The 25,480-nt window shown below is 70.0% G+C and carries 25 protein-coding genes; 9 read left to right on the forward strand and 16 right to left on the reverse strand.

Annotation, left to right across the window (positions count from 1 at the left end; genetic code table 11):
- Positions 1-14: 14 nt before the first annotated feature.
- Positions 15-485: an Hsp20/alpha crystallin family protein gene (locus tag JQS43_RS13350; RefSeq protein WP_239674718.1), complete on the forward strand. Its 471-nt coding sequence runs from the start codon at positions 15-17 to the stop codon at positions 483-485.
- 40 nt (positions 486-525) lie between these two features.
- Here JQS43_RS13350 and JQS43_RS13355 read toward each other — a convergent pair whose 3' ends face one another.
- The 7 genes from JQS43_RS13355 to JQS43_RS13385 form a co-directional block, all read right to left on the reverse strand.
- Positions 526-1,062, reverse strand: a complete 537-nt coding sequence (locus JQS43_RS13355) for a hypothetical protein (RefSeq protein WP_239674719.1) — start codon at positions 1,060-1,062, stop codon at positions 526-528.
- An 84-nt stretch (positions 1,063-1,146) separates the two neighbouring features.
- On the reverse strand, positions 1,147-2,058 hold the full coding sequence (locus JQS43_RS13360) for a diacylglycerol kinase family protein (protein WP_239674720.1): 912 nt from the start codon (positions 2,056-2,058) through the stop codon (positions 1,147-1,149).
- A gap of 50 nt (positions 2,059-2,108) precedes the next feature.
- Positions 2,109-3,032: a twin-arginine translocase subunit TatC gene (gene tatC, locus JQS43_RS13365; protein WP_338037183.1), complete on the reverse strand. Its 924-nt coding sequence runs from the start codon at positions 3,030-3,032 to the stop codon at positions 2,109-2,111.
- 115 nt (positions 3,033-3,147) lie between these two features.
- Positions 3,148-3,426 carry a Sec-independent protein translocase subunit TatA gene (gene tatA, locus JQS43_RS13370; RefSeq protein ID WP_275580890.1) on the reverse strand — a complete coding sequence of 93 codons (279 nt, stop codon included), beginning with the start codon at positions 3,424-3,426 and terminating at the stop codon, positions 3,148-3,150.
- A gap of 123 nt (positions 3,427-3,549) precedes the next feature.
- On the reverse strand, positions 3,550-3,810 hold the full coding sequence (locus tag JQS43_RS13375) for a hypothetical protein (protein WP_239674722.1): 261 nt from the start codon (positions 3,808-3,810) through the stop codon (positions 3,550-3,552).
- A 9-nt stretch (positions 3,811-3,819) separates the two neighbouring features.
- Positions 3,820-4,803, reverse strand: coding sequence for a helix-turn-helix transcriptional regulator (locus JQS43_RS13380; protein ID WP_239674723.1), 984 nt, complete (start codon positions 4,801-4,803; stop codon positions 3,820-3,822).
- A complete protein-coding gene (locus JQS43_RS13385; protein ID WP_239674724.1) occupies positions 4,800-5,810 on the reverse strand; it encodes a helix-turn-helix transcriptional regulator in 1,011 nt (336 codons plus the stop codon). Before JQS43_RS13385 ends, JQS43_RS13380 begins: the two co-directional genes overlap by 4 nt.
- A gap of 64 nt (positions 5,811-5,874) precedes the next feature.
- Between JQS43_RS13385 and JQS43_RS13390 the strand changes: the two genes are divergently transcribed.
- Positions 5,875-6,978 (forward strand): DUF3866 family protein, encoded by a 1,104-nt coding sequence (locus tag JQS43_RS13390; protein ID WP_239674725.1) that lies wholly within the window; start codon positions 5,875-5,877, stop codon positions 6,976-6,978.
- Positions 6,979-7,083: 105 nt separating this feature from the next.
- Here JQS43_RS13390 and pafA read toward each other — a convergent pair whose 3' ends face one another.
- The 6 genes from pafA to arc all read right to left on the reverse strand — a co-directional run bounded on the left by pafA (position 7,084) and on the right by arc (position 14,125).
- Positions 7,084-8,442, reverse strand: coding sequence for a Pup--protein ligase (gene pafA, locus JQS43_RS13395; protein ID WP_239674726.1), 1,359 nt, complete (start codon positions 8,440-8,442; stop codon positions 7,084-7,086).
- An 81-nt stretch (positions 8,443-8,523) separates the two neighbouring features.
- On the reverse strand, positions 8,524-9,306 hold the full coding sequence (gene prcA, locus JQS43_RS13400) for a proteasome subunit alpha (protein ID WP_338037116.1): 783 nt from the start codon (positions 9,304-9,306) through the stop codon (positions 8,524-8,526).
- A gap of 55 nt (positions 9,307-9,361) precedes the next feature.
- The gene (prcB, locus tag JQS43_RS13405; RefSeq protein ID WP_420847705.1) at positions 9,362-10,213 is read right to left on the reverse strand and encodes a proteasome subunit beta; all 852 of its coding nucleotides are present in this window, start codon (positions 10,211-10,213) and stop codon (positions 9,362-9,364) included.
- 239 nt (positions 10,214-10,452) lie between these two features.
- The gene (locus JQS43_RS13410) at positions 10,453-10,668 is read right to left on the reverse strand and encodes a ubiquitin-like protein Pup (RefSeq protein WP_239674728.1); all 216 of its coding nucleotides are present in this window, start codon (positions 10,666-10,668) and stop codon (positions 10,453-10,455) included.
- Between the two features lie 94 nt (positions 10,669-10,762).
- Positions 10,763-12,277 carry a depupylase/deamidase Dop gene (gene dop, locus JQS43_RS13415; RefSeq protein WP_338037117.1) on the reverse strand — a complete coding sequence of 505 codons (1,515 nt, stop codon included), beginning with the start codon at positions 12,275-12,277 and terminating at the stop codon, positions 10,763-10,765.
- A gap of 81 nt (positions 12,278-12,358) precedes the next feature.
- Positions 12,359-14,125, reverse strand: coding sequence for a proteasome ATPase (arc, locus tag JQS43_RS13420; protein ID WP_239674729.1), 1,767 nt, complete (start codon positions 14,123-14,125; stop codon positions 12,359-12,361).
- A gap of 146 nt (positions 14,126-14,271) precedes the next feature.
- Here arc and JQS43_RS13425 point away from each other — a divergent pair, with 146 nt between their 5' ends.
- Positions 14,272-14,514, forward strand: a complete 243-nt coding sequence (locus JQS43_RS13425; RefSeq protein ID WP_239674730.1) for a ferredoxin — start codon at positions 14,272-14,274, stop codon at positions 14,512-14,514.
- A 22-nt stretch (positions 14,515-14,536) separates the two neighbouring features.
- Here JQS43_RS13425 and JQS43_RS13430 read toward each other — a convergent pair whose 3' ends face one another.
- Genes JQS43_RS13430 through JQS43_RS13440 form a run of 3 tightly spaced genes read right to left on the reverse strand, consistent with a single transcriptional unit; the run spans position 14,537 to position 17,207 of the window.
- Positions 14,537-15,118, reverse strand: coding sequence for a hypothetical protein (locus tag JQS43_RS13430; RefSeq protein ID WP_239674731.1), 582 nt, complete (start codon positions 15,116-15,118; stop codon positions 14,537-14,539).
- Positions 15,115-16,074: a tRNA (adenine-N1)-methyltransferase gene (locus JQS43_RS13435; protein WP_239674732.1), complete on the reverse strand. Its 960-nt coding sequence runs from the start codon at positions 16,072-16,074 to the stop codon at positions 15,115-15,117. The genes JQS43_RS13430 and JQS43_RS13435 overlap by 4 nt, the downstream gene beginning before the upstream one ends.
- On the reverse strand, positions 16,071-17,207 hold the full coding sequence (locus JQS43_RS13440; RefSeq protein ID WP_420847586.1) for a site-2 protease family protein: 1,137 nt from the start codon (positions 17,205-17,207) through the stop codon (positions 16,071-16,073). Before JQS43_RS13440 ends, JQS43_RS13435 begins: the two co-directional genes overlap by 4 nt.
- Positions 17,208-17,296: 89 nt before the next feature.
- Between JQS43_RS13440 and JQS43_RS13445 the strand changes: the two genes are divergently transcribed.
- The 6 genes from JQS43_RS13445 to JQS43_RS13470 all read left to right on the forward strand — a co-directional run bounded on the left by JQS43_RS13445 (position 17,297) and on the right by JQS43_RS13470 (position 25,459).
- On the forward strand, positions 17,297-18,223 hold the full coding sequence (locus JQS43_RS13445; protein WP_239674733.1) for a RecB family exonuclease: 927 nt from the start codon (positions 17,297-17,299) through the stop codon (positions 18,221-18,223).
- Positions 18,224-18,272: 49 nt separating this feature from the next.
- Positions 18,273-19,463 (forward strand): DNA polymerase IV, encoded by a 1,191-nt coding sequence (gene dinB / locus JQS43_RS13450; protein WP_239679429.1) that lies wholly within the window; start codon positions 18,273-18,275, stop codon positions 19,461-19,463.
- Between the two features lie 149 nt (positions 19,464-19,612).
- Positions 19,613-21,166, forward strand: a complete 1,554-nt coding sequence (locus tag JQS43_RS13455; protein WP_239674734.1) for a DHA2 family efflux MFS transporter permease subunit — start codon at positions 19,613-19,615, stop codon at positions 21,164-21,166.
- A gap of 98 nt (positions 21,167-21,264) precedes the next feature.
- Positions 21,265-21,942 carry a response regulator gene (locus JQS43_RS13460; RefSeq protein ID WP_239679430.1) on the forward strand — a complete coding sequence of 226 codons (678 nt, stop codon included), beginning with the start codon at positions 21,265-21,267 and terminating at the stop codon, positions 21,940-21,942.
- Positions 21,943-22,100: 158 nt separating this feature from the next.
- Complete coding sequence (locus tag JQS43_RS13465) at positions 22,101-22,916, forward strand: ABC transporter ATP-binding protein (RefSeq protein WP_239674735.1); 816 nt, start codon at positions 22,101-22,103, stop codon at positions 22,914-22,916.
- Positions 22,916-25,459 carry an ABC transporter permease gene (locus tag JQS43_RS13470; protein WP_239674736.1) on the forward strand — a complete coding sequence of 848 codons (2,544 nt, stop codon included), beginning with the start codon at positions 22,916-22,918 and terminating at the stop codon, positions 25,457-25,459. Before JQS43_RS13465 ends, JQS43_RS13470 begins: the two co-directional genes overlap by 1 nt.
- Positions 25,460-25,480 lie beyond the last annotated feature (21 nt).

Here is a 25,480-nt window from a genome sequence, read left to right on the forward strand (position 1 = left end):
GCACCATGGCGATCATGCGCTGGGATCCATTCACCGCCCTGGCTCGCATGGACGACGAGTTCGACGAGCTGGTCCGCCGTACCTTCGGCTCGGCGAGCTACCAGTACGTCCCGCCGGTGGAGATGGCCACCGACGGCGGCGACGTGGTGATCACGCTGGAGCTGCCCGGGGTCGACCCGAGCGAGGTAGAGATCGAGGTCGCCGACGGGCGGCTGAGCATCAGCGGCGAGCGGCACGACCGCACCGAACAGAACCGCGGCAAGGTGTTGGTGCGGGAGCTGCGCTACGGCGCCTTCCGGCGCACCTTCCAACTACCCGAGGGCGTCACCGCCGACCAGGTCGAGGCCGAGGCCGACCAGGGGCTGTTGCGGGTTCGGGTACACAACGTCACTCGGCCGGTCGAGCCGCCCCGCAAGATCTCCATCAAGGGGGGCGAGCGGCCCGCTGCGGTGATCGAAGGAAAGTCCCAGGAAACCTCGAAGTAAGCCGAGAGCCGGGGCGGCGGTTCGCCGCCCCGGCTCTTCATCACTGCTCGCAGAAGGCGGCCATCTCCGTCGAGGCCTCCAGCAGCTCCTCTGAGCTGGCGAGTTCCATCGAGTCCAGGTCAGTGAGGGCCTCGCCGTCCTCCGCCAACTCGACGACCTCGACCACGAAGTCATCGACCGCGCCCGCGGTCCGGGTCAGCGCCGTCACCAGCTCCGGATCGGTCGCCGCCTCGGCGGCGTCCCGGAACCCGTCCCCGAGCGCTCCCCCCTGCGCCTGGAAGTCGTCGAGCGCAGCGGTCTGTTGCGCGTCGTCGGCGGCGGCCACCGCGTCGGCCAACTCGTTGAGCGACACCGTGGCTCCCTGGTTCAGCGACGCCAACTGGTCGGGCAACACGTGCTGACAGAATTGTTCCGTGCTCATCGGCCCATCGCCCGGGTCTGCGACCCCGTCTGGGGCGGCGACCGAGTCCGGATCCGGCGCCGGAGGTTCAGCCTCACCGGCGTCACCGCCGTTGCCGCAGCCGGCTATCGCCACCAGGACAGCGGCGGCCCCGGCCACCGCGAACACTCGTCGCATCCCACACTCCCTAACGGAACGTCCTCCGGGCGGACCAGCAGCGCGCCCGCCGATCGTCGGCGCGGCCGAAACGCCGGCTCGGGTTCAGGCGCCCAACACCCGTAGCGCACCAGGCACCGCGGTGACGGTCACCGGCAACGGTAGGCAGCGCTCGCCGTCGGCGTAGCTGACCACGCCCGCGGCCGAGATCTCCACAGTGGTGGCCCGGTAGCTGTCCACCAATGGGTGCGCCAGATGGGTGCCCCGGTACGCCAGCGGGCGCAACCGGGTAAGCGTGAACCGGCCCATGGTCCGCCCGATCACGACGTCGAGCTTACCGTCGGCAGGGTCAGCAGTCGGACAAATCCGGATACCTCCCCCATAAGAGGCAGTATTCCCGAGCGCGACCAGCACCGCCGAGACCTCCAACGGCTCACCGTCGAGCACCAGCCGATACCGGCGGGGTCGCAGCCGAACCAGCTCCAGGAAGATCGCCACGTCGTACCGCCGGTCGCCGCGCGGCCAGCGGATCCGATTCGCCCGCTCGTTCACTATCGCGTCGAACCCGGCCGCCAGCACCGCCCCATACCACCGGACCGCACCGTCGCCATTGGTGACCCGGGCCAGGTCGACCTGCCGGGTGCCGCCGCTGCGCAGCGCCGCCGCCACCGAATCGGCGGCGCGCATCGGATCGGCCGGCACCCCCAGGGCAGCCGCGAAGTCATTGCCGGTGCCGGCCGGCACCACCGCCAGTGCGGTCTGGGATCCCGCCACCGCCTGAATCGCCGCGTGCAGGGTGCCGTCTCCACCAACCACCACCAGCGTCGTGGCCCCCGCCGCCACCACCTCGCGGCAGGCTGCGGTCGCCTCCGCCGCACTGGTGGTACGCAGAACGTCCAGCTCGCCAGCGGCGGCGATGCGCTCCAGCAGCTGCGGGACCAGCCGCCGGTGCCGACGCCTGCCCGCCGTCGGGTTGGTCAACACCGCGACCCGACCGGCCCGCGGGTCGATCTCCACGCGAAGGACCGTACCGCATGAAGCAGAAACCGGCGCGCCGGCCGGCGGGGTCAGATCAGGTCGTCGTAACGTCGCCGGCTCGGCCCGGATCCGTGGTCGGAGCCGCCGGCTCCACCCGCCCGACCCCGCGGCTCCGCCTCGAGATCCGCTTCGATGTCGGCGTCGATCGACTCCCCGGCGGTCACCGGCTCAAGCTCCTCGGCGATCGCGGAGATCTCGTCGTCGGCCAGGTCGTCGAGGGGATCCTGCCGCTTGGCCTTGCGTCGATCGTTCAGGAACGCCACTCCCACCGCCATGAAATACATCGCCGACAGGATCGTCGCCAGCAGCAGCATCCCGAACGGACCGGGGTCCGGCGTGGCGAACGACGCGAAGACGAAGCACGCGAAGACCGCCACCCGCCACCAGCTCAGCAGCTTCTTGGCGCTGACGATACCGGCGAAGTTGAGCATCAGAATCAGCAGTGGCAGCTCGAACCCGACCGCGAAGACCAGCATCACGGTGGTGATGAAGGAGATGTAACCGGTCACCTCAAGCTGGATGTCCAGGCCCCGGATCCCCTGGGTCATCAGGAACCGCAGGCCCCGCTCGATCACCACGTAGGCGAGCACCGCCCCGGCAACGAAGAGCGGCACCGCGATCGACGCGAAGATGTAGGCCCACTTCCGCTCGTGGCGGTGCAGGCCGGGGGCGATGAACGCCCACAGCTGGTAGAACCAGATCGGCGCGGCGAGGATCAGCCCCACCCACAAGGCCAGCTTCAGCCGCAGCATGAAGGCGGCGAGCGCGTCCAGCTGCTGCAACCCCGGGCAGGTGCCGTCCCACTCCGCCAGATCCAGGCTGCAGTACGGACGCTCCAGGATGTCGTAGACCTGCTGCGAAATCACGAACCCGATCACCATGCCGATGGCGATCGCCAGGGTGGCCTTGAACAGCCGGCTCCGCAACTCCAGCAGATGCTCGATCAGGCTCATCGAGCCTTCCGAGGCGCGCCGGAACCGGCTAGGCCCCCGACGCCAGGGCAGCAGCTTCACCGGCCCCACCCTTGTTCAGTGCTGGTGTACGCGGCCACGGCCCACGACCGGCCGCTCAGTTGTCGCGCACGCGTTCAGCGGGCGGATCGAGCACCTCGCCGCTCTGCGCCTCGCTCTTCTGCTCTTTGCCCAGCGGTCGCCGGCTGGACGGCGTCTCGGCCTTCTCGTCGAGATCGTCTGGCTCCGGCTCGTCGACCAACCCTCGGGTCTCAGCCTTGATGATGCGCATCGACCGGCCCAGCGAACGCGCCGCGCCGGGCAGGCGCTTTGCGCCGAACAGCAGGATCAGCACAGCCACCAGGATGAGGATGTGCCACGGCCTAAGCGGTCCCATAGGTGCTCCCGCCGAATCTGTTGGTCACGGTAACGCCCCCATGGTACGTCCCCCGGCGCCAACGCCATAGCCCACGGCCACCCGGAAACTCAATCGCCGCCCGGCCCGCAACCCAGCTCCGGCCTACGGGCGCAGCTGGGCCATTCGCTGGCGCAGCGCGACCGAGCGCCGCCGCCCCAACTCCGCACGCCGCTGGAGCGCCGCCAGCTCCCCCTGCAGCCGCTGCTGCCCGGGCTGCAGGGCCGCCCGCTGCGCCGTCTGCTGCGCGGCCGCCGCCGCCAACTGCCGCTGCAGGGTCTCCTGCCGGCTCCGCAGCTGCCCCGCCACCGCAGCCAACACCAGCAACGGGCCGACCACCAACAGCGCCACCAACCCCCAGATCATCACCGGAGCCTATCCCGCATGCCCGACCCGCGTGGCCAGGCCGGTGGGAGTGGCGTACGCCTCCAGCGCCGCGGTGGCTTCGTCCCGCACCGCCTGGGCCAGCGCGCCGGGGGCGACCACCGTCACCTCCGGCCCGAGCCGCAGCACCAGCCGCCGGGCCCAGTCCAGATCACTGGCGCGCAGCGAGATCAACCACTCCTCCGCCGAATCATCGACCGTCTCGCAGGGGTAATACTCGGCGATCCACCGGGCCGACCGGCCCACCCGCAGCGTCACCAGCGGCGACTGCGCCGTCGGCTGAAACACCCGGGCGGGCAACGGGCCGGCGGCGGCCGGCGGCGCCGCCGGCTCGTCCAGCACCCGCAACTCGTCGATCCGGTCCACCCGGAACCGGCGCACCTCGCCGGCCCGGCGGCACCACGCCTCCAGATAGCCGAACCGGCCGACCACCATCACCCGTACCGGATCCACCACCCGAACGGTCGTGCGATCGCTGGTCGCCGAGTAGTACGTGATCTCCAGAGCGTTGCCCTGGCCGACCGCGTCCCGCACCCGCTCCAGCGCTTCGGTGCGTTCCAGCTGCGCCACCGCCACCGGCGGGGCCTCCCCGACCACGGCCTCGATCTTCGCCAGCGCCCGGTCGATCGGCCCGCGGTCGGCCACCCCGGGCGTCTCCGCCAGCATGCGCAACGCCACCAGCAACGCCACCGCCTCGTCCGGCGTCAACCGAAGCGGCCGGTCCATGCCGGCGTCGTAGGTGATGCTGACCCGGTCCCCGTCGAAGACCATGTCGATCAGATCCCCCGGGCCGTAGCCGGGCAGCCCACACACCCACAGCAGCTCCAGATCGTCCCGCAGCTGCTGCGGCGTCACTCCGAGGTCGGCGGCCGCTTCGGCGATCGGAATCCCCGGTCTGGCCTGTAGATACGGCACGAGATTCAGCAGCCGGGTGAGCCATCCGGCGGCGGCCCGGCCCGTCGGCCGGCCGCTCACCGGGTGACCTCCGCCGAGGCCGCCCGCGGCGGGCCGGCCGGCTGGTTCGCGATCTCCTTCAACCGACTGATCACCGCGTCCCGGACCTCCGGAGGCTCCAGCACCCGCACGTCAGCGCCGTACCCGACCAGCCAGGCGGCGAAGCCGTCCGGGCTGTGGTAAGGCACCACCGCCAGATCGCCGGTGGCGCCCGAGGTTACCGACTCCGCCCACCGCCGCAGCCCATCGGCCCGGCCGGGGCGTAGCAGCAGCGTCGCGCGGCCGTGCCGGGGCGCCGGCTCCCGGTCCCGGGCGACGTAGCTGAGCAGATCGACCCCCGCCGGCACCTGGTACGCGTCGGGTCGGCCACTCGCCCGGACCGCGCCGACCAGCCGCGACAGCCGGAAACACCGGGGCGCCTCCCGGTCGAGGTCGTAACCCACCACATACCACCGCCCCCGCAGGCACACCACCCCCCACGGGTGCAGCCGCCGCCGGTCCGGCGAATCCCGCTCCGGCACCCGGTAGTCGAAGGTCACCAACCGTCGCTCCCGGGCGGCGGAGACCAGCGGCGCGAAGGCCGGGTCCACCGTCACCACCGGCTCCACCCCGAGACTGGTCGCCTCCGGATCGAGCTCGACCCCGGCGGCGCGCAGCTTGGTCAGCCCGGACGACGCCGCCGCCGCCAACCCGGCGTGCTGCCACAGCCGGGACGCCACCCCCACCGCCGCCGCCTCGTCGGGCGCCAACGGGATGTCCGGCAGCGCGTACTCCCGCCGGGCGATCCGATAACCGGGTTCGCTGTCGAAGACGCTGTCGGTCCCGGTCTCCAGCGGCACCCCCAGCGCCCGCAGCTCGGCTTTGTCCCGCTCGAACTTGCGCTGGAACGCCTCGTGCTCGCGGGGGTCGGTCCGGTCGTGCTCATAGCCGGCGACGGTAGCGGCGATCTGCGCCGCGGTCAGAAACCGCCGCGTCGAAAGCAGGCAGATCACCAGGTTGACCAGCCGTTCAGTACGCGCGCGAGACACTCCCAAGACGCTAGCACCATCCGTACGTATGTGCGTGTCGGCACGCGGACTACCGTCACCGGCGATGAGTGGGGTGCGATGGCGCGCCGGCCTGGTCGTGGACCGCGGTCGGTCCTGGCGGGGCGCGCAAGAGGTGACGGTAACGCTGACCGCGCGGGACCAGACCGACCCGCCGCAGGTACGCGCCCTGGCGTACCCGTCGTTGGTCGGCGACCCCCAGCCGGGCGACCGGGTGCTACTCAACACCGGCGCGCTGGCGCTCGGGCTCGGCACCGGGGGCTACGCACTGGTGGTGGCGATCCCGGAACGGCTACCGCCGGACGAGCCGCTCCCGCAGGGCTACGGGCACCTGGTCAAGGCCCGCTACACCCCACTGCAGGCGATCGTCGGCGGAGTCGACGAACCCGACTCCCCCCATCACCAGACGCTCGCCGACGCCGACGATCTGGCCGGTCTGCCGGTCGTCACCGCTGATCTGCACTCGGCCCTGCCCGCCGTGCTGGCCGGAATCCACGCCGACGACCCGACCGCGAAGGTCGCCTACCTGATGAGTGACGGCGGGGCGCTGCCCGCCTGGTTCTCCCGCACGCTGGACGTGCTCGCCGACGCACTCGCTGGCGTGGTCACCGTCGGCCAGGCCTTCGGCGGCGACCTGGAGGCGGCCAGCCTGCACACCGGTCTGCTCGGCGCCCGGCACGTCCTGGGCGCCGACGTGGCGATCGTCAGCCAAGGGCCGGGAAACCTCGGCACCGGCACCCGCTGGGGGTTCTCCGGGGTCGCTACGGGGGAAGCGGTGAACGCGGCGGCGGCGCTGGGCGGGGCGCCGATCGGGGCGCTGCGGCTCTCCGGCGCCGACCCGCGGCCCCGGCATCGGGGCGTCTCCCACCACAGCCTCACCGCCTATGGCCGGGTCGCGCTCGCCCGTGCCGACCTGGCGATACCGGCCGGGCTGGCGCCGGAGTTCGCCAGCGCTGTCGCGACCGCGCTGAAGCCATTGGCCGACCGGCACCGGCTGGTCACCGTGCCCACCGAGGGACTGCTCGCGGCGCTGCGCGCCAGCCCCGCGACGCTGTCGAGCATGGGCCGCGGCCTGGCCGAGGACGAGCCGTACTTCCTCGCGGCGGCCGCCGCCGGCCGCCACGCCGCCGGCAAGATCCACCGGTCGTGAGCACGGCCCGCCGATCTTCGGCCGATCATGAGCTAGATGACCGACACGCCGGGCGTGTCGGTCATCTAGCTCATGATCGGCGCGGAAAACCGGCGGAAAACCCGCTCACATGCTGGCGATCAGCCGCTCCACCCGCTCGTCGTGGGAACGGAACGGGTCCTTGCACAAGACGGTGCGCTGCGCCTGGTCGTTCAACTTCAGATGCACCCAGTCGACGGTGAAATCGCGCCGCTTCTCCTGGGCATGCCGAATGAACTCGCCCCGCAGCCGCGCCCGGGTGGTCTGCGGCGGCGTCTCCTTGGCCTCGAAGATCTCCAGGTCGCCGACCACCCGGTCGACGTCGCCCCGCCGCTCCAACAACCCGAACAGCCCTCGGCCCCGACGGAGATCGTGGTAGGCCAAGTCCAGCTGCGCCACCCGCGGATGCGCCAGCGGTAGATCATGACGCCGCTGGTACGACTCGAGCAGGCGGAGCTTGGTGACCCAGTCGACCTCTCTGGCGACCGGATCCAACTGCCCGGTCTCCACCGCCTCCAGGACCCGCCCCCACAGCTCCACCACCCGCTTGGTGAGCTGGTCGCCGCCGCGCCGCTCGACGAACTCCACCGCCTTGGAGTAATACTCCTGTTGGATCTCCAGCGCGCTCGCCTCCTTGCCGTTGGCGAGCCGAACCTTCCGCCGGCCGGTGACATCGTGGGAGACCTCACGGATGGCACGGATCGGGTTCTCCAGCGACAGGTCCTTCATCACCACCCCGGTCTCGATCATCCGGAGCACCAGGTCAGCCGAGCCGACCTTAAGCAGGGTGGTGACCTCGTTCATGTTCGAATCGCCGACGATCACGTGCAGCCGCCGATACCGCTCGGCGTCGGCGTGGGGCTCGTCGCGGGTGTTGATGATCGGGCGGCTCCGGGTGGTCGCCGAGGAGACCCCCTCCCAGATGTGCTCGGCCCGCTGCGACAGGCAGTAGACGGCGCCGCGCGGGGTCTGCAACACCTTGCCGGCGCCACAGATCAGCTGGCGGGTCACCAGAAACGGAATCAGCACGTCGGCCAGCCGACCGAACTCTCCGTGCCGAGAAACGAGGTAGTTTTCGTGGCAGCCGTAAGAGTTGCCGGCCGAGTCGGTGTTGTTCTTGAACAGGTAGATCTCGCCGGCGATGCCCTCGTCGTGCAACCGCTTCTCCGCGTCGATCAGCAGCCCTTCGAGGATCCGCTCGCCGGCCCGGTCATGCGCGACCAGGTCCGGCACCGAGTCACACTCGGGCGTCGCATACTCCGGGTGGGACCCGACATCCAGGTACAGCCGGGCACCGTTACGCAGAAACACGTTGCTCGAACGGCCCCAGGAGACCACCCGACGGAACAGATAGCGCGCCACCTCGTCCGGGCTCAGCCGCCGCTGGCCGCGGTAGGTGCAGGTGACCCCATACTCGGTTTCCAGCCCGAAAATGCGACGGTCCATGTAGAGACAGTAGCCCGAAGGAGCGGGAGAATCCTCCCGCTCCCCCACGAATCCGAGCCCGGATTCGTCCGGACGACCCGATCAGCCCGAGGATTCACCCTCGTCGGTGGCCTCGCCGTCGCCCGCCGACTCGGCACCGGCGGGCTCGCCTCCGCCGCCCGACTCCTCGGCCGCCAACGCCGTCAACGCGGCGCCGGTGATCCGCCGGAAGGTCCGGCCCGTGCGGGCCCGGTCCAGCAACGCCACCTCCAGCTGCTCCGGCGCGACCGACCGGCTGTTGCCGCCCTCGCCGCCGACGCTGGACAGGCCGCGAACCGCCAGCCGGAGACCGGTGGCGAGCGACTCATCGACCTGGTGGTCGGCGGCGATGTTGCCGACGATCGTGTCCGCTTCACCACCCAGCACCAGTACGCCGGAGGGGTAGTCCTGCACCGTACCGTCGTAGGTGATCTTGTAAAGCTCGTCCTGGGCCGGGGCCGCACCCACCTCGGCCACGCAGATCTCGACCTCGAACGGCTTCGTCTGGTCGGTGAAGATCGCACCGAGGGTCTGGGCGTACGCGTTCGCCAACGCCCGTCCGGTCACGTCGCGTCGGTCGTAGCTGTAGCCGTTGAGGTCCGCCATCCGGACCCCCGCCCGCCGCAGATTCTCGAATTCGTTGTACCGGCCGGCGGCGGCGAAGCCGATCCGGTCATAGATCTCGCTGACCTTGTGGAGGGCGGTCGAGATGTTCTCGGCGACGAAGAGCACACCGTCGGCGCAGCTGAGCACGACCGCGTTGCGTCCCCGGGCGATGTTTTTCCGCGCGAACTCCGCGCGGTCACGCATGATCTGTTCAGGCGACGCGTAGAACTGCATGGCCACGGTGGTTCAGCTCTCCTTTGCAGACGATCGGTCAGGGCAGCCGGTGACGGGACGCTCAGCCACCGGGGTTCTCCGTACGGCTCGCCACGACCGCCTCCGCCACCTGGGCGGCCTCCGACTCGGGGAGCCGGCGGGTGCCCTCGGCGGTGGCCGTCATCACCACCGGGTAGATCTTGCGGATCAGGTCTGGCCCGCCGGTCGCGGTATCGTCGTCGGCGGCGTCGTAGAGCGACTCCACCGCCAACCGCACCGCCTCATCGGCCGGGAGACCGGAACGGTAACGCTTCTTCAGCGAGGCCTTGGCGAAGATCGAGCCGGAACCGACCCCCTCGAACCCCATCCGGCTCTCCTCATGGAGGCTGCCCGCGATGTCGTAGCTGAAGATCCGGCCCGCCTCGGCCGGGTCGCTGGCGGCCAGATCGAACCCGGCGAAGAGCGGCACGGCGACCAGCCCCTGCATCGCCGCGCCCAGGTTGCCGCGCACCAGCGCCGCCAGCCGGTTCGCCTTGCCCTCCAGCGAGAGCATCGCGCCCTCGATCTTCTCGTAATGCTCGAGCTCCACCTGGAACAGCCGGATCAGTTCATACATCGCGCCGCCGGTGCCGGCCGCGCCGACCAGCGAGTACGGGTCAGCCGCGTACAGCTTGTCGATGTCCCGGGAGGCGATCATGTGCCCCATGGTGGCGCGCCGGTCCGCCGCCATCACCACCCCACCGTGACAACGCAGCGCCACCACAGTGGTGGCGTGCGGAGCCAGGTCACTGGCGGAGCCGGCCGGCAACGGCCGCCGGCCGGGCAGCAGATCGGGGGCGGCGACGCTCAGGAACTGGGTGAAGGAAGAGGTCCCCGCATTGGTGAAGGCGCTGGGCAGCCCTCGGGAGGTATCACTAACCGCTGACACGTGCATCCTCTCGTCTGATCTGGCCACACCTGTGATGATCCGTCGAACGCTGCGTCCAGGCTAGTCGGGTCGGGGGTGGACTGGTGCGCCCGGTCGGGCCCCGCGTGGCGCCGCACGGGTCACGACCCGGACAGCGCTGCGCGCAGCCGCGGCGACCAGGTGCCCGGGGCCACTGCGGAGTCACCCGGCCGAGGTAACCGGTGACTCCCGAGAGGAGGGACTACCACCGCTAAAGGGCGGTCTGGTCACTCTCCGCCCTTCTGCACGTAGCCCCGGATGAACTCCTCGGCGTTCTCCTCCAGAACGGAGTCGATCTCGTCGAGCAGATCGTCGACCTCCTCGGAGACCTTCTCGACCCGCTCGGCGACCTCCGGGTCGACCTCCGCCGCCTCGGTCTCCTCGACCTCATCCCGCCGGGACTTCCCGGACTGAGACTGACCGCCGGTGTCACGCGTAGCCATACCTTGCCCTCCTCGTCACCTTGACCTCCTCGTCGAAACACGTGTCTAGGCAAACGTACCCCGCGGATACGACCGGTAAGAGGATCGGCGCCGATCAGCCGGCGATGACCTCAAGGAGATCCTTCGCGCTCGGGCAACGGTCGAACAACTGCCCCACGTGCACCTTGGTGCCCCGCTCGGGCTCCATCATCGGAACCCGGACCAGCGACTCGCGGCCGACGTCGAAGATCACTGAATCCCAGCTCGCCGCCACCACCTCGGAGGCGTACTGCGCCAGACAGCGGCCCCGGAAATAGGCGCGGGTATCCGCCGGCGGCTCCGACATCGCCGACTCCACCTGTGCGGGCTCCAGCAGGGTACGCATCGCCCCGCGGCTGACCAGCCGGTGGTAGAGCCCCTTCTCCGGCCGGACGTCGCTGTACTGGAGATCCACAAGCTGGAGCTTGTGCGAGGCCCAGCCGAGCTGCTCCCGCTCCCGGTAGCCCTCCAGCAGCCGCAGCTTCGCGACCCAGTCCAGCTGATCGGCGAGCAGCGTCGGGTCCCGCCCCAGCAGGGTCAGGACCTCCTCCCAGCGGGCCAGCACATCGGCGGTAATCTCGTCCACGTCGTCGCCGAATCGCGACGCCACGAACGCCGATGCCCGCTCGAAGTACGCCCACTGGACATCCAGCGCGGTCAGCCGGCGGCCATCCCGCATCCGCATCAGGTGCCCGAGGCCCGGGTCGTGACTGACCGCCTTCAGCTCGGTCACCGGGTCTGCGATGCCGAGGTCGGCGGTGAGGACCTTCTCCTCGATCATCGACAGCACCAGCGAGGTGGTCCCCACCTTGAGGTAGGTGGAGATCTCCGAGAGGTTGGCGTCGCCGATGATCACATGCAGCCGCCGGTACTTTTCGGCGTCGGCGTGTGGCTCATCGCGGGTGTTGATGATCGGCCGCTTGAGGGTGGTCTCCAGCCCCACCTCGACCTCGAAGAAGTCGGCCCGCTGCGAGAGCTGGAAGCCGGGCTGCGAGCCGTCCTGCCCGAGGCCTACCCGGCCCGCCCCGCAGATGATCTGGCGGGTGACGAAGAACGGCGTCAGATGGGACACCACATCTGCGAACGGCGTCTGCCGCCGCATCAGGTAATTTTCGTGGGATCCGTAGCTGGCGCCCTTGTTGTCGGTGTTGTTTTTGTAGAGGTGGATGGTGCCGGCGTTGGGTATGGTCGCCGCCCGCCGGGATGCCTCGGCCATCACCCGCTCGCCGGCCTTGTCCCACCGCACCAGATCCCACGGATTGGTGACCTCGGGGGTGGAATATTCGGGGTGGGCGTGGTCGACGTAGAGCCGGGCACCGTTGGTGAGGATCACGTTGGCCAATCCGAGATCCTCGTCGGCGAGCGCCTCGGCAGGCTCGTACGCGGTGCCGGAGTAGGTGAAGCCACGCGCGTCGCGCAGCGGCGACTCCTCCTCGTAGTCCCACCGTGCCCGGCCACCCCGGGTCAGCTCGGGACGGGCGCCGTATGCGTTCACCACCTGCGAGGAGGTGACCATCGGGTTGGCCCCCGGCTGCCCGGGCACCGAGATACCGTACTCCACCTCGGTGCCCATGATCCGTCGTGTCGTCATCGCACCGCCCCGATCTGCGCCATCCCACGAGCGTAGCCCGCCGGTCGCCGCAACGTGGGCAACGGCACCGGCCGCGCTGGACTAGAGGTACTGACCGGGCGGGTTGACGGTGTCGATGGAGCGGCCCGACTCCGTCCCCTTACCGCCGGAGACCAGTGTGCGGATGTAGACGATCCGTTCGCCCTTCTTACCGGAGATCCGCGCCCAGTCGTCCGGGTTGGTGGTGTTCGGCAGGTCTTCATTCTCACGGAACTCGTCGATGCAGGCGTCCAGCAGGTGCTGCAGCCGCAGCCCCTTCTGGTTGGAGGTCAGGAAGTCCTTGATCGCCATCTTCTTGGCCCGGTCGACGATGTTCTCGATCATGGCGCCGGAGTTGAAGTCCTTGAAGTAGAGGACCTCCTTGTCACCGTTGGCGTAGGTGACCTCCAGGAAGCGGTTCTCCTCGGTCTCGGCGTACATCCGGAGCACCGCCGCCTCGATCATCGCCGCCACGCAGGCTTCCCGGGAGCTGTCGTGCTCAGCCAGGTCGTCGGTGTGCAGCGGCAGATCGGGACGGATGTACTTGCTGAAGATGTCCTTGGCGGCCTCGGCGTCCGGACGCTCGATCTTGATCTTGACATCGAGCCGACCCGGCCGCAGGATCGCCGGGTCGATCATGTCCTCCCGGTTGGAGGCCCCGATGACGATCACATTCTCCAGGCCCTCGACCCCGTCGATCTCGCTGAGCAACTGCGGGACGATGGTGTTCTCGACATCCGACGACACACCGGAACCACGGGTCCGGAAAACCGAATCCATCTCATCAAAGAACACGATCACCGGGGTGCCTTCGCCGGCCTTCTCCCGGGCTCGCTGGAAGATCAGCCGAATATGCCGCTCGGTCTCGCCGACATACTTGTTGAGCAGCTCCGGGCCTTTGATGTTCAAGAAGTAGCTGGTGTGTTTCTCCTCACCCCGACGCGCCGCCATCTGCTTGGCGAGCGAATTCGCCACCGCCTTGGCGATCAGGGTCTTTCCGCAGCCGGGCGGACCGTAGAGCAGGACGCCCTTAGGCGGCCGTAGCTCGTGCTCCCGGAAGAGGTCCGCGTGCAGGAACGGCAGCTCGATCGCGTCCCGGATCTGCTCGATCTGCCGGTCGAGGCCCCCGATGGCGTAGTAGTCGACATCCGGCACCTCCTCCAGGACCAGCTCCTCGACCTCGCTCTTCGGGATCCGCTCAAAGGCGTACGACGACCGGGGCTCGAACATCACCGAATCGCCGGCGCGCAGCGGTGCGTCCTGCAACGTCTCGGCCAGGTGGACGATGCGCTCTTCGTCGGCGTGTGAGATCACCAACGCCCGGTCGCCGCCCTCAAGCACCTCCTTGAGCATCGCGACCTCACCGGCGCGCTCGAAGCCGAACGGCTCGACCACGTTGAGCGCGTCGTTGAGCAGGACCTCCTGCCCGCGACGCAGCTGCGAGACATCGACCGAGGGAGACACGGTCACCCGCATCTTCCGGCCCGCGGTGAAGACATCCACCGTGTCGTCGTCGTGCGCGGCCAGGAAGATGCCGTAGCCGCTCGGCGGCTGCGCCAGCCGGTCGATCTCTTCCTTCAGGGTGACGATCTGGGCCCGCGCCTCTTTGAGGGTGGCCACCAGTCGCTCGTTGTTCTCGGTCAGCCGCGAGACCTGAGCCGCCGTAGCGGCCAACCGCTCCTCCAGTTGCCGCACGTGCCGCGGCCCCTCGGTGACCTTCCGCCGCGCCAGCGCGAGCTCCTCTTGGAGGTACGCGACCTGCGTGGAGAGATCGTGAGCCTCGCGTTCCCACTGCGCGGCTCGGGCGTCCGCTTCGTCGTTGCGTGCCACGTCCACCTCCCCGGGGGTAAACCTTCGTCTTACAACCCTAGCTGCTCACCCCGATTTTCGGCGTTACCCCCGACACCTGTCATCAAAACTTGATCTCCTCCGGGCTGTTCTGGCCCAAATTTTCGACGACGGTAGCCTTGTTTCCCATGCGCGTATGGGTAGATCAAGAGTTGTGCACCGGTGATGGGCTGTGCGTCCAGTACGCGCCCGAGGTCTTCGAGTTCGATATCGACGGGCTGGCCTACGTCAAGGACCCCGACGGCGAACTGCTCACCGAGCCGGGCGCCCAGGTGTCGGTGCCGCCGGAGCTGCGGCTGCCGGTGATCGACGCGGCCAAAGAATGCCCCGGCGAGTGCATCTTCCACAGCGAGTCGGCAAAACCGAGCTGACGATCGGCCGATCCGGCGACGGTCAGCCGGGCCGTTGCCCCACCTGCGCGGCGACCAGCCGGGCGAACTCCTCCACTCGTGCGATCTGGCCAAGTCCGCCGTCCTCGACGGTCTTACCGAAGCGCAGCGCGTCCTGCCGCAGCACGGTGGTGCCCTCGTCGGCGGCGCCGGCCAGCCCTTCCTCCAAGGAGCCGAGCAGCAGGTAGACATCGACGCTCTCGACCCGCAGCGGGCCATCGGGGCTGCGGGTCAACCGCCGCCGACAACCGACCTCGGTGATCGACGACATCGGCAGCACCCGCAGCGAGGAGGTCATGGCCGGCGGCTCGTCATCGGCCCCGGCCGGCAGGTCTTCACCGTGCCAAAGCACCAGCCGGCTGCCGTCGCAGACCGCGACCTCCTGCCAGACCCCGTTCACCTCGTTGACGAACCGCTCGAGGGTGAAGCCGAACCCGCCGACGCGCTGCAGCACCCCGTCGAGCGCTTCCAACGCCACCTCCGGGTCGCGCAGGTAGGCACGGCACGCCGACTCCAGATCCCGGTAGGGCGACCAATCCGGGAACACGGCCGGCAACTCCGGCCGCTCGTGCGACGGAGCGCTCACGAGGTCGGCCCTTCGGTGTCGGTTCCCCCCGGCGGCGGCGGGTCGACCGGCGGCGGCGGGGCTGACTCAGCAGGCGCGGCTACCGGCGCGGCGCGCCGCGCCCGCTGCTGCTCAGCGTACGCCTCGGCGCCCTTGCTCGGCCGCCGCCGCCGGGTCGGCGCCACCACGCCGGGGGCGAGTCTGCGAGTCACCACCAGGAACGCCGTGTGTGCGACCATCCGGTGCTCGGGCCGCACCGCCAGCCCTTCGGCGTGCCAGTCGCGCACCATCGACTCCCAGGCCCGCGGCTCAGTGAAGCCGCCATCGGCCCGCAGCGCCTCCACCAGCTCGGAGAGCTGGGTGGTGGTCGCGACATAGCCGACGAAGACCCCGCCGGGCAGCAACGCCCGCGCCACCAGCGGCACCATCTCCCACGGGGTGAGCAGGTCCAGGATGATCCGATCGAAGCCGTCATCCGGGCAGTCGGCCACATCCCCCACCCGGAGGGTCCAGGCGGCCGGCGGCTCGCCGAAGAAGTCGCCGACGTTGCGTCGGGCGATCTCGGCGAAATCTTCCCGCTGCTCGTACGAGAGCACGGTCCCCTGCGGACCGACCGACCGCAACAGCGCACAGCTCAACGCGCCGGAGCCGGCGCCGGCCTCCAGCACCCGGGCGCCGGGGTAGATGTCGCCCATGGTGATGATCTGTGCTGTGTCCTTCGGGTAGATCACCTGGGCGCCCCGCGGCATCGACAGCGTCCAGTCGACCAGCAGCGGCCGCAGCGCCAGATAGGTCGTACCGCCGCTGGCGGTGACCACGCTGCCGTCGGGCGCACCGATCAGGTCATCGTGGGCGAGCCCGCCGCGGTGCGTGTGGTGGACACCCCCGGCCTTGAGTTTGATCATCTGGGTGCGCCCCTTAGGGTCGGTCAGCTGCACCCGGTCGCCGGCCACAAAGGGCCCGCGTGCGCCATTCATCCGTGTCGCTCCCGTGAGGTCTCGCCGCCGGTGGCGCGCAGAACCCGGGCGACATCCGCGGTCCGCAGCACTCCGATCACGTCTCCGTCTCTCTTTACCAGATACTCCGCCGCCGGGTCCGCCTGCAACGCCCGCAGCGCCGCCGCCCCGCGCAGGCCGGCCGGCACCGACCGCAGCGAGTCGAGGTCCCGGGCGACCGAGTCGATGCTCACCCACGGACGCCGATTTTCCGGCACCGCCGCAGCCGCCTCCGGATGCACCACCGCTACCAGCCGGCCGCTGGAGTCTGCCACTGCCAGCGCCCCGGCGCTCGCACCGGCTTCGGCCGCTCGCCGTTGCGCCTCCGCCAGCGGGGTGCCGGTCGGGACCGGAAACAGCCGGCGGGTCATCTGATCGAGGTCCAACCCGGGCAACCGCCGGTTGAGCTGGGCCGAGCGGACGCTCGCGGCCGCCCCCTGCCACAGGCTGAACGCGACCAGCAGCAGGAGGATCAGCCCGAACTCGGTGATGAACCGGGGCAGGTAGAGCAGGATCGCCGCGAGCGCGGTGGCGACCGCCACAACTTGGCCACAGCGGGCCGCGACCGCGGTGCCGCGGTGCGGACTCCCGCTGAACCACCAGACCAGGGCGCGCAGCGCCCGGCCACCGTCGAGCGGCAGCCCGGGCAGCGTGTTGAAGATCGCCACGATCAGGTTGGCGAGCGCCACCAGCACCGCGACCTGCTGCAACGGCCCAGCCGGCAGCAACAGTGCGGCACCGCCGGCGCCCAGCCCGAGCCCGAGCGAGACCGCCGGTCCCGCCATCGAGACCAGCAGCTCCGCCCGGGGGTTGGGGGTGTCGCCCGCCATCTCGGTGTAGCCACCGAGAATCTCCAACGTGATGCCGCGCACGCCGATCCCGAGCCGGCGGGCGGTCAGCGCATGTCCGAGCTCATGCAGCAGCACCGAGATTAGTAAGGCGACCACGAAGCCGAAGCCCACGGCGTAGCCGATCACCTGCCCGGAGAGCAGCGTGATCAGCGCCACCAGCAGCAGCACCGACCAGCGCAGCTGCAACGGGAAACCCAGCACCCGACCCAGCGGGATGCCCGCACGGCGGCCAGCGGTCGGGGGTCCGGCGGCGGTGGGCTCCATTGCGGCAATGCTACGGGGGGCGCTCGCGGCTCGACACGCCACGGGGCGGGCCCACGGGGCGGTCGCAACCGTGTCATACCGTGTCCGGCATGACGCCCGAGACCGTGCCCCAGCCGAGCAGCGCCGTCGATGCTACCGGGGGGGCCGATCCCACGGCCGACGAGCTACCGTCGCTCTCGCCTTCCCGGGCCGCCGACTTCAAGACCTGCCCGCTGCTGTTCCGGTTCCGCAGCATCGACCGGCTACCCGAGCTGCCCACTCCCGAGCAGGCCCGGGGCACGCTGGTGCACGCGGTGCTGGAGGCGTTGTTCGACCTGCCCGCCGGGGAGCGCACCCGGCAGGCGGCGACCGAGCTGGTGGCGCCGCAGTGGGCGCGCCTGACCGCCGACGCGCCGGATTTGACCTCGGTGCTGGGCGACCCAACCCAGGCGGAGGCCTTCCTAGCCAGCACCGGCCCGCTGCTCGACGGGTACTTCTCGGTCGAAGACCCTCGGCGGTTGGAGCCGACCGCCCGGGAGACGCTTATCGAAACGGTGGTCACCGGCGCCGCGGGTCCGCTGCGGCTGCGGGGTTACGTCGACCGACTCGACACCTCCCCCGCTGGCGAACTGCGGGTCGTCGACTACAAGAGCGGCGGCGCACCCCGCGAGGCGTTCGAGGCCCGGGCCCTGTTCCAACTGAAGTTCTACGCGCTGGTGTTGTGGCGGCTGCACGGCACCCTGCCGAAGGTGCTGCGGCTGCTGTATCTGAAGGACGCGGAGGCGTGCGACTACGCCCCCGACCCGGTCGAGCTTGACCGCTTCCAGCGCACGTTGTTCGCGCTGTGGCGGGCGATCGAGGCCGCCACCGCTGCCCGGGAGTTCCGACCGAAGCCGAGCCGGCTCTGCGACTGGTGCCGACACCAGGCGCTGTGTCCGGTCTACGGCGGGACCCCGCCGCCGTTTCCGGAGCGGGCACCGCGGGCGGCGACGGTGACCGTGGCGGTCCCGGAGCCGCGGCCCGGCGCCGACGACTGAGGCCAGCGCGGCGAAGCCGGCCGATCTCGCACAGGAGTTCTATACTCGCCTGGTGACGACCGCGAGCATCCTGCACGCTGACCTCGATGCGTTCTACGCGTCGGTGGAGCAGCGTGACGATCCGCGACTGCGCGGACGCCCCGTGGTCGTCGGCGCCGGCGTGGTGCTCGCCGCCAGCTACGAGGCCAAGCGCTACGGGGTGCGCACCGCCATGCCCGGTCAGCACGCCCGCCGGCTGTGCCCGCAGGCCGCGGTGGTGCCACCCCGAATGTCTGCGTACGCGCAGGCCAGTCGGGCGGTCTTCGAGGTGTTCCGGCAGACCACCCCGTTGGTCGAGGGTTTGTCGATCGACGAGGCCTTCCTGGATGTCGGCGGGCTCCGGCGGGTCGCCGGCTCACCGGAGCAGATCGCGGCCGAGCTGCGGCGCGCGGTCCGCGACCGGGTCGGGCTGCCGATCACGGTCGGCGTGGCGCGGACCAAGTTCCTCGCCAAGGTGGCGAGCCAGGTGGCGAAGCCGGACGGGCTGCTGGTGGTGCCGGCCAGCGGCGAGCTGGAGTTCCTGCACCCGCTGCCGGTCGAGATGTTGTGGGGGGTGGGCCCGGTCACCGCGCAGCAGCTGCGGGAGCGGGGCATCCGCACAGTGGCGCAGGTCGCCCGACTCGGCGAGCCGACACTGGTGTCGTTACTGGGTAAGGCGGCGGGCCGGCACCTGCACGCGCTGGCCCACAATCGGGATCCGCGGCCGGTCACCACCGGCCGCCGGCGCTCCTCGATCGGGGCCCAGCAGGCGCTGGGGCAGCGCCCGCACTCCGCGGCGGAGCTCACCGCCATCGCCAGCGGGCTGGTCGATCGGGTCACTAGCCGGATGCGGGCGGCTGGGCGGGCCGGCCGCACGGTGACGCTGCGGCTACGTTTCGGCGACTACTCCCGGGTTAGCCGGGCACGGACCTTACGGCAGCCCACCACCGACACGGCCGCGGTCGCGGCGGCGGTCAACGGCCTGCTGGCCGCGGCTATGCCGGTGATCGAGCAGCGAGGCGCGACCCTGCTCGGGGTGGCCGTGAGCAATCTGGAGCGCCACGCCGACCAGCAGCCGACGCTGCCGTTCGCCGACGAGCACGGGCATGAGCTCGATCAGGCGCTGGACGCGGTGCGCGAACGCTTCGGTTCCGCCGCCGTGGTCCGGGCAACGTTGCTGGGCAGCGACCTCGGGCCGACGGTCCCGCTGTTGCCGGACTGAGCGGCGGCTCAGCTCACCCAACGGGCGCCGCCCCCGGCCACTCCCACCACACACCGGGCTAAATGTCGGCTTTGCCCATAACTCACCCCGGCCTGGCGGGTTTCCCACTGGGGCGCTCCAGCGCGCCTAGCTCGATCGGGAGGAGTGACATGTCTCCGCCAGCCTCGCCCGCCGGGCCGGTGTCGCCCCTGCCACCGCGCCGGCTGATCCGCACCGTGGTCGCCGGCCTGTTGACCGCAGTGTTCCTCGCCGCGCTCGACGCCACCGTGATGGCGACCGCGCTGCCGACGATCGTGGGAGGTTTCGGCGGGCTCGACCAGTACGCCTGGGTGGTCAGCGCCTACCTGCTGACCTCAACGGCGGTGATGCCGCTCTACGGCGCGCTCAGCGACCGGTACGGACGGCGGGCGGTGCTGCGGTTAGCGGTGCTGCTGTTCCTGCTCGGTTCGTTGCTGTGCGCGGGCGCCCAGGAGATGTCGCAGCTGATCGCCTTCCGGGGCGTCCAGGGCCTCGGAGCCGGCGGGCTGCTGGTCCTGGCGACCACGATCATCTCGGACCTGGTCCCGCCCCGGGAACGGGCTCGCTATCAGGGACTGATCGGTGCGGTCTTCGGGCTGGCCAGCCTCGCCGGCCCGGTTCTCGGCGGGGTGCTGGCCGAGTACGAATGGCGGCTGATTTTCCTGCTCAACCTGCCGCTGGGACTGCTGGCGCTACTGGTGACCGAGCGGGTGCTCCGTCGGGTCCCGAGCCCGCCCCGCTCCGCCCGGCGGATCAACTACTTCGGTGCGCTGCTGCTGGTGGGCGGGGTGGCATGCCTGCTGTTGACCGCCACCTGGGGAGGCCGCACGTACCCGTGGCGCTCGACCGAGATCGTCGCGCTGGCCGGCAGCGGCGTCCTACTCCTCGGCTGCTGGGCGCTCAAGGAACGGTGGTCGCGGGAGCCGCTGCTACCAGTGTCGCTGTTCGGTCGGCCTACCTTCGCGATCGGCGGGCTGATCAGCTGCTGCTTCGGCGCGGCCATGTTCGGGGCCATCACCTACCTCCCGATCTACCTGCAGGTGGTGCAGGGCCACCCGCCGATCGCCGCTGGCGTGCTGCTGCTGCCGTTGATGGGCGGGATCGTGCTCGCCTCGCTGATCGGCGGACGGTTGATCACACGGTTCGGGCGGTACAAGTGGGTCACGGTTACCGGCGCGACGCTGATGAGCGGCGGCACGCTCGCCACGCTCACGCTGCGGGTGGAGAGTGCGCCGGAGCAGCTGGCAGGCATCCTGGCGCTGCTGGGCGCAGGAATCGGCCTACTGCTGCAGCCGTTGATCGTCACCATGCAGCACGGGCTGGCCCGGACCCAACTCGGAGTCGCCACCGCCGCCGGCACCTTCCTCCGGCAGTTGGGCGGGGTCTTCGGCGTCGCCGCGCTCGGCGCCGTGCTGACCGGGTGGTTGTCCCAGACGGTCGGGGCGCAGGTCGTGGGGCTTCTCCGGGAGCCACAGCGGATCGCCACGCTTCCGGAACCGCTGCTGACCGAGGTCCGGGTGGCGGTGGTCGACGGGCTCCACGCGGCGTTCGCGGTGGCCACCGGATTCGGGCTGCTCTGCCTGCTCCTGACCCTGGCGCTCCCGGACCGGCAGATCGGCCCCCGGCGGGCGGAGCCGGCACCGTCGACCCCCGCGCCAGCGCCCGCCAACACCGGCGGGAACTGAGCGGCCACCCGGCCGCGCGGATGGTTGCCGGCATGGGCGAAGATTTCCCGGCGGGCCCTTCCCGCGCCATCGACCACGACCGACGGGACACCGACCAGATGAGCACCGCCGCGAAGCCCGTCCGCGTCCTGCTCGCGGACGACCAGCCGCTGCTCCGCACCGGCTTCCGGATGGTGCTCGGCGGAGAGTCCGGCCTCGACATCGTGGGTGAGGCCAGCGACGGTGCGGAGGCGGTCGAACTCGCCCGGCGGCTGCTGCCCGACGTCGTGTTGATGGATATCCGGATGCCCCGGTTGGATGGCGTCTCCGCGACCCGGGCGATCGTCAGCTCCCGGCTGCCGGTACGGGTTCTGATCTTGACCACCTTCGATCTGGACGAGTATGTCGTCGGCGCACTCCAGGCCGGTGCGAGTGGTTTCCTCGCCAAGGACGTGCCCGCCGAAGACCTGGTCGCGGCGATCCAGACGGTCGCGGCCGGGGAGGCGGTGGTCGCGCCTCGGATCCTGCGGCGGTTGTTGGACCGGTTCGCGGCCGCGCTACCGGAGCCGGCCACCGAGACCCCCCGCGGGCTGGAGATTCTCACCGAGCGGGAGCGGGAAGTGCTGGTCCACATCGCTCGCGGTGAATCGAACAGCGAGATCGCACAGGCACTATCGGTGAGCGAGACCACCATCAAGACCCACGTCGGTAACGTGCTGACCAAATTGGGGTTACGGGATCGGGTCCAAGCGGTGGTGCTGGCTTACGAATCGGGGCTGGTCCGCCCGCGGCAATGACCCGACGACCGCCGGAACTGTCCTTCCCCAGACGGACACCTCCTCCTACCGGAGGAGACGAAGTGACTCCGAAAGCAGGAGCGCGCAGTGGCGTAGAGGGTCTAGGGTTGCGCTGGCTTACGACAGTTGGACGGGATCCGAACGGAGCAGTAGCGCAGATGACCAAGCATGACACCGTGCCGGCGGCTCGGGCAGAGGACGTATGGAAGGTCTACGGGTCAGGTGAAGCCCAGGTCGTCGCCCTCCGCGGCGTCAACCTCAACCTCACCAAAGGCCAGTTCACCGCCATCATGGGCCCCTCCGGCTCCGGCAAATCCACCCTCATGCACTGCCTCGCCGGCCTCGACACCGTCACCCGCGGCACCGTCTACATCGACCAAACCCCACTCAACGGCCTCCGCGACAACACCCTCACCAAACTCCGCCGCGACCAAATCGGCTTCATCTTCCAACAATTCAACCTCCTCCCCACCCTCACCGCCAAAGAAAACATCCTCCTCCCCCTCAACATCGCCGGCCGCAAACCCGACCCCCACTGGTACGACACCATCATCAACACCGTCGGCCTCACCAACCGCCTCCACCACCGACCCACCCAACTATCCGGCGGCCAACAACAACGCGTCGCCTGCGCCCGCGCCCTCATCACCAAACCCCACGTCATCTTCGCCGACGAACCCACCGGCAACCTCGACAGCCACAGCGGCGCCGAAATCCTCACCTTCCTCCAACAAAGCGTCCACCAACACCAACAAACCATCGTCATGGTCACCCACGACCCCGTCGCCGCCGCCTACGCCGACCGCGTCATCTTCCTCGCCGACGGCAACATCGTCGACGAACTCGCCAACCCCACCGCCGAAGCCGTCCTGGATCAACTGAAGCGACTCGAGGTGGCCGTGGTCAACGCGCCAGCGCCCGAGCAGGCTGCTGGAGCACCGGCGGCGCAGCGCACCCAGGTGGGAGACGCCTGATGCTGCGCGCCACCCTGAAGAGCCTGCTCTCCCGCAAACTGCGGTTGATGCTCTCCGGGCTCGCCGTCGTGCTCGGGGTCATGTTCGTCGCCGGCAGCCTGGTCCTCACCGACACCATCGGCCGCTCATTCAACAGCATGCTCGCCACCGCGTACGACGAGGTCGATGTCGTGGTCACCGGCGCGTCGAGCACCATGCCGCAGACCGGCATGGTCGAGACCGAGCCGATCCCGACCGAAGTTTTGGATCAGGTGCAGTCGGTGGCCGGGGTCGGTGAGGCGGTCGGCCTGATCACCGCCGACGGGGCCCGGGTCGTCGATGACCGCACCGGGCAGGTGATCGGCGACTTTGGTGCGGCCCGCCTCGGCGGCAACTGGCCGGACGCTACCGACAGCGAGTTCATGGAGCTCCGGGACGGCCGGGGCCCCACCGCCGCCGACGAGATCGCGATCAACCAACAGCTCGCCGATTCGGGCGATATCGCGGTCGGAGACCGGGTCGAGGTGCTCACCTTGGCGGCCGGCCAAGAGTTCACCGTGGTGGGCATCTGGGGCTACAGCGGTGACCGGGGCTCACTGTTCGGCGAGACCCATGTCGCCTTCACCACCGAGGTCGCACAAGAGCTGATGCTCGGCATTCCGGACGTCTACACCGACATCGACGTGATCGCCGACGGCGTATCCCCGGAAGAGCTACGCGACGCCATCTCCGCCGAGATCGGCCCGGAGTACGAAGTAAAGACAGGCGACGAGGCAGCCGACGAACAAGCCGAACAACTTCAAGAGGCGCTGTCGTTCTTCAACTACATTCTGCTCGGCTTCGCGGGGGTGGCGCTGTTCGTCGGCGTCTTCCTGATCCTCAACACCTTCTCGATCATCGTCGCGCAGCGGCTGCGCGAGCTGGCACTGCTCCGGGCGATCGGCGCCAGTCGCCGGCAGATGATCGGGTCGGTGATGCTGGAGGCCACCGTGATCGGCGCGATCGCGTCGCTGCTCGGCCTGGGGCTCGGCATCGGCGTCGGCGCGGGGCTCGGCTGGCTCATCACCAGTGCCTTCGGCGGGATGCCGCTGGCCGGGATCGGCATCCCCGCCAGCGCCGTCATCGGCTCGCTCACCACCGGTATGGTGATCACGCTGTTCGCGGCGCTCTTCCCGGCGCTGCGCGCCTCCCGGGTGCCGCCGGTCGCGGCCATGCAGGAAGCCGGCACACCGGACCGGCCGCTGACCAAGCTCAGCATCACCGGGGCGGTCATCACCATCGGCGGCGCGGCGGCGTTGGCCGCCTCCCTCACCGGCAACGCCCCCCTCGGCGTCCTGCTCCTGGGGGTGCTCCTCGCCTTCGTCGGCGTCGCGTTGCTGACCCCGCTGGTGGCCCGGCCGGTCACCTCGCTACTCGGGCGCATCTTCGCCTGGTCCACACCGGGCGATCTCGGCCGTCGCAACACCGGGCGGAACCCGCGCCGCACCGCCATCACCGCCGCCGCATTGATGGTCGGGGTGGCGCTGGTCACCGCGATCAGCACCATCTTCAGCTCCCTCAACTCCAGCATCGAACAGCTGGTCGCGGACGACCTCCAGGCCGACCTGGTGGTCGCCGGCGAGTGGCTGGGCGCCACTCCCCCCACCTTCGAAGCTGACGTGCTGGAGCAGACCCGGCAGCTGCCGGAGGTCGAGTCGGTCGCCGGGTTCTGGTACGACTTCGTCGAGGTCGAGGGCGGCAGCGGATTCTTGCTGGCCACCGACGATCTGGGCGCCTGGGCCGCGATGTCGAACGTCGAGACTGTGGACGGCTCGATCCGGGCGCTGGCCGGCGGCGAGGTAGCCATCGACGACCGGCTCGCCGAGGAGCAGGCGCTCCAGGTCGGGGACACGATCCCGATCACGTTGCCCCGCGGCGACGGAGAACGCCAGTTCGAGGTGGTCGGCGTCTACGAGCGCAACCCGATCCTGCAGGGTCACATCATCGGCGCCGCGGACGCGGAAGCTTTCCGGTCCGCCAATCCGGTCGAGGCGTTCATTCAGTTGAATCCCGACGCCGACGCCGACGCCGTCCGCGGGCAGGTGGAGCAGCTCCTCGCGGGCAGCCCCGAAGTGGTGGTCCAGGATCAGAGCGGTTATCTGGAGCAGCAGACACAGATCTTCGATCAACTGCTGGTCTTCATCCAGATCCTGCTCGTGTTGGCGATGCTCATCGCAGTCCTCGGAGTGATCAACACCCTGGTGCTGTCGGTGATCGAACGTACCCGGGAGCTCGGTCTGCTGCGGGCGGTCGGATTGACCCGTGGCGCCACCGCGCGAATGGTCACCGTCGAGTCGGTGGTGATCTCACTCTTCGGCGCCCTGCTCGGCATCGGAGTCGGCGCGGCCCTCGGGTCGGCGGTGGTCTATGCCCTCCGCGATGAGGGTCTCAACCAGCTGACGCTGCCCACCGGCCTGATGGTCACCTACGTGATCCTCGGGGCGATCGTCGGCGTGATCGCGGCGATCATTCCGGCGATCCGGGCCGCCCGGCTGAATGTGTTGAACGCTATCTCCTACGAGTGACCTCGCCGCTGACGCGGCGGC

It is taken from the genome of Natronosporangium hydrolyticum, from assembly GCF_016925615.1.
In the GTDB taxonomy this organism is placed as follows: domain Bacteria; phylum Actinomycetota; class Actinomycetes; order Mycobacteriales; family Micromonosporaceae; genus Natronosporangium; species Natronosporangium hydrolyticum.

What these genes read in the sequence shown, in the direction of transcription:
- JQS43_RS13435 (WP_239674732.1), bottom strand. Translation starts at nt 16,074, where the DNA reads ATGAATGGCGCACGCGGGCCCTTTGTGGCCGGCGACCGGGTGCAGCTG.
- JQS43_RS13445 (WP_239674733.1), top strand. Translation starts at nt 17,297, where the DNA reads ATGACGCCCGAGACCGTGCCCCAGCCGAGCAGCGCCGTCGATGCTACC.
- JQS43_RS13390 (WP_239674725.1), top strand. Translation starts at nt 5,875, where the DNA reads ATGAGTGGGGTGCGATGGCGCGCCGGCCTGGTCGTGGACCGCGGTCGG.
- JQS43_RS13425 (WP_239674730.1), top strand. Translation starts at nt 14,272, where the DNA reads ATGCGCGTATGGGTAGATCAAGAGTTGTGCACCGGTGATGGGCTGTGC.
- prcB (WP_420847705.1), bottom strand. Translation starts at nt 10,213, where the DNA reads ATGCACGTGTCAGCGGTTAGTGATACCTCCCGAGGGCTGCCCAGCGCC.
- JQS43_RS13350 (WP_239674718.1), top strand. Translation starts at nt 15, where the DNA reads ATGCGCTGGGATCCATTCACCGCCCTGGCTCGCATGGACGACGAGTTC.
- JQS43_RS13375 (WP_239674722.1), bottom strand. Translation starts at nt 3,810, where the DNA reads ATGATCTGGGGGTTGGTGGCGCTGTTGGTGGTCGGCCCGTTGCTGGTG.
- dop (WP_338037117.1), bottom strand. Translation starts at nt 12,277, where the DNA reads ATGACGACACGACGGATCATGGGCACCGAGGTGGAGTACGGTATCTCG.
- JQS43_RS13470 (WP_239674736.1), top strand. Translation starts at nt 22,916, where the DNA reads ATGCTGCGCGCCACCCTGAAGAGCCTGCTCTCCCGCAAACTGCGGTTG.
- JQS43_RS13465 (WP_239674735.1), top strand. Translation starts at nt 22,101, where the DNA reads ATGACCAAGCATGACACCGTGCCGGCGGCTCGGGCAGAGGACGTATGG.
- JQS43_RS13410 (WP_239674728.1), bottom strand. Translation starts at nt 10,668, where the DNA reads ATGGCTACGCGTGACACCGGCGGTCAGTCTCAGTCCGGGAAGTCCCGG.
- JQS43_RS13440 (WP_420847586.1), bottom strand. Translation starts at nt 17,207, where the DNA reads ATGGAGCCCACCGCCGCCGGACCCCCGACCGCTGGCCGCCGTGCGGGC.
- JQS43_RS13455 (WP_239674734.1), top strand. Translation starts at nt 19,613, where the DNA reads ATGTCTCCGCCAGCCTCGCCCGCCGGGCCGGTGTCGCCCCTGCCACCG.
- pafA (WP_239674726.1), bottom strand. Translation starts at nt 8,442, where the DNA reads ATGGACCGTCGCATTTTCGGGCTGGAAACCGAGTATGGGGTCACCTGC.
- tatC (WP_338037183.1), bottom strand. Translation starts at nt 3,032, where the DNA reads ATGAGCCTGATCGAGCATCTGCTGGAGTTGCGGAGCCGGCTGTTCAAG.
- JQS43_RS13355 (WP_239674719.1), bottom strand. Translation starts at nt 1,062, where the DNA reads ATGCGACGAGTGTTCGCGGTGGCCGGGGCCGCCGCTGTCCTGGTGGCG.
- JQS43_RS13460 (WP_239679430.1), top strand. Translation starts at nt 21,265, where the DNA reads ATGAGCACCGCCGCGAAGCCCGTCCGCGTCCTGCTCGCGGACGACCAG.
- tatA (WP_275580890.1), bottom strand. Translation starts at nt 3,426, where the DNA reads ATGGGACCGCTTAGGCCGTGGCACATCCTCATCCTGGTGGCTGTGCTG.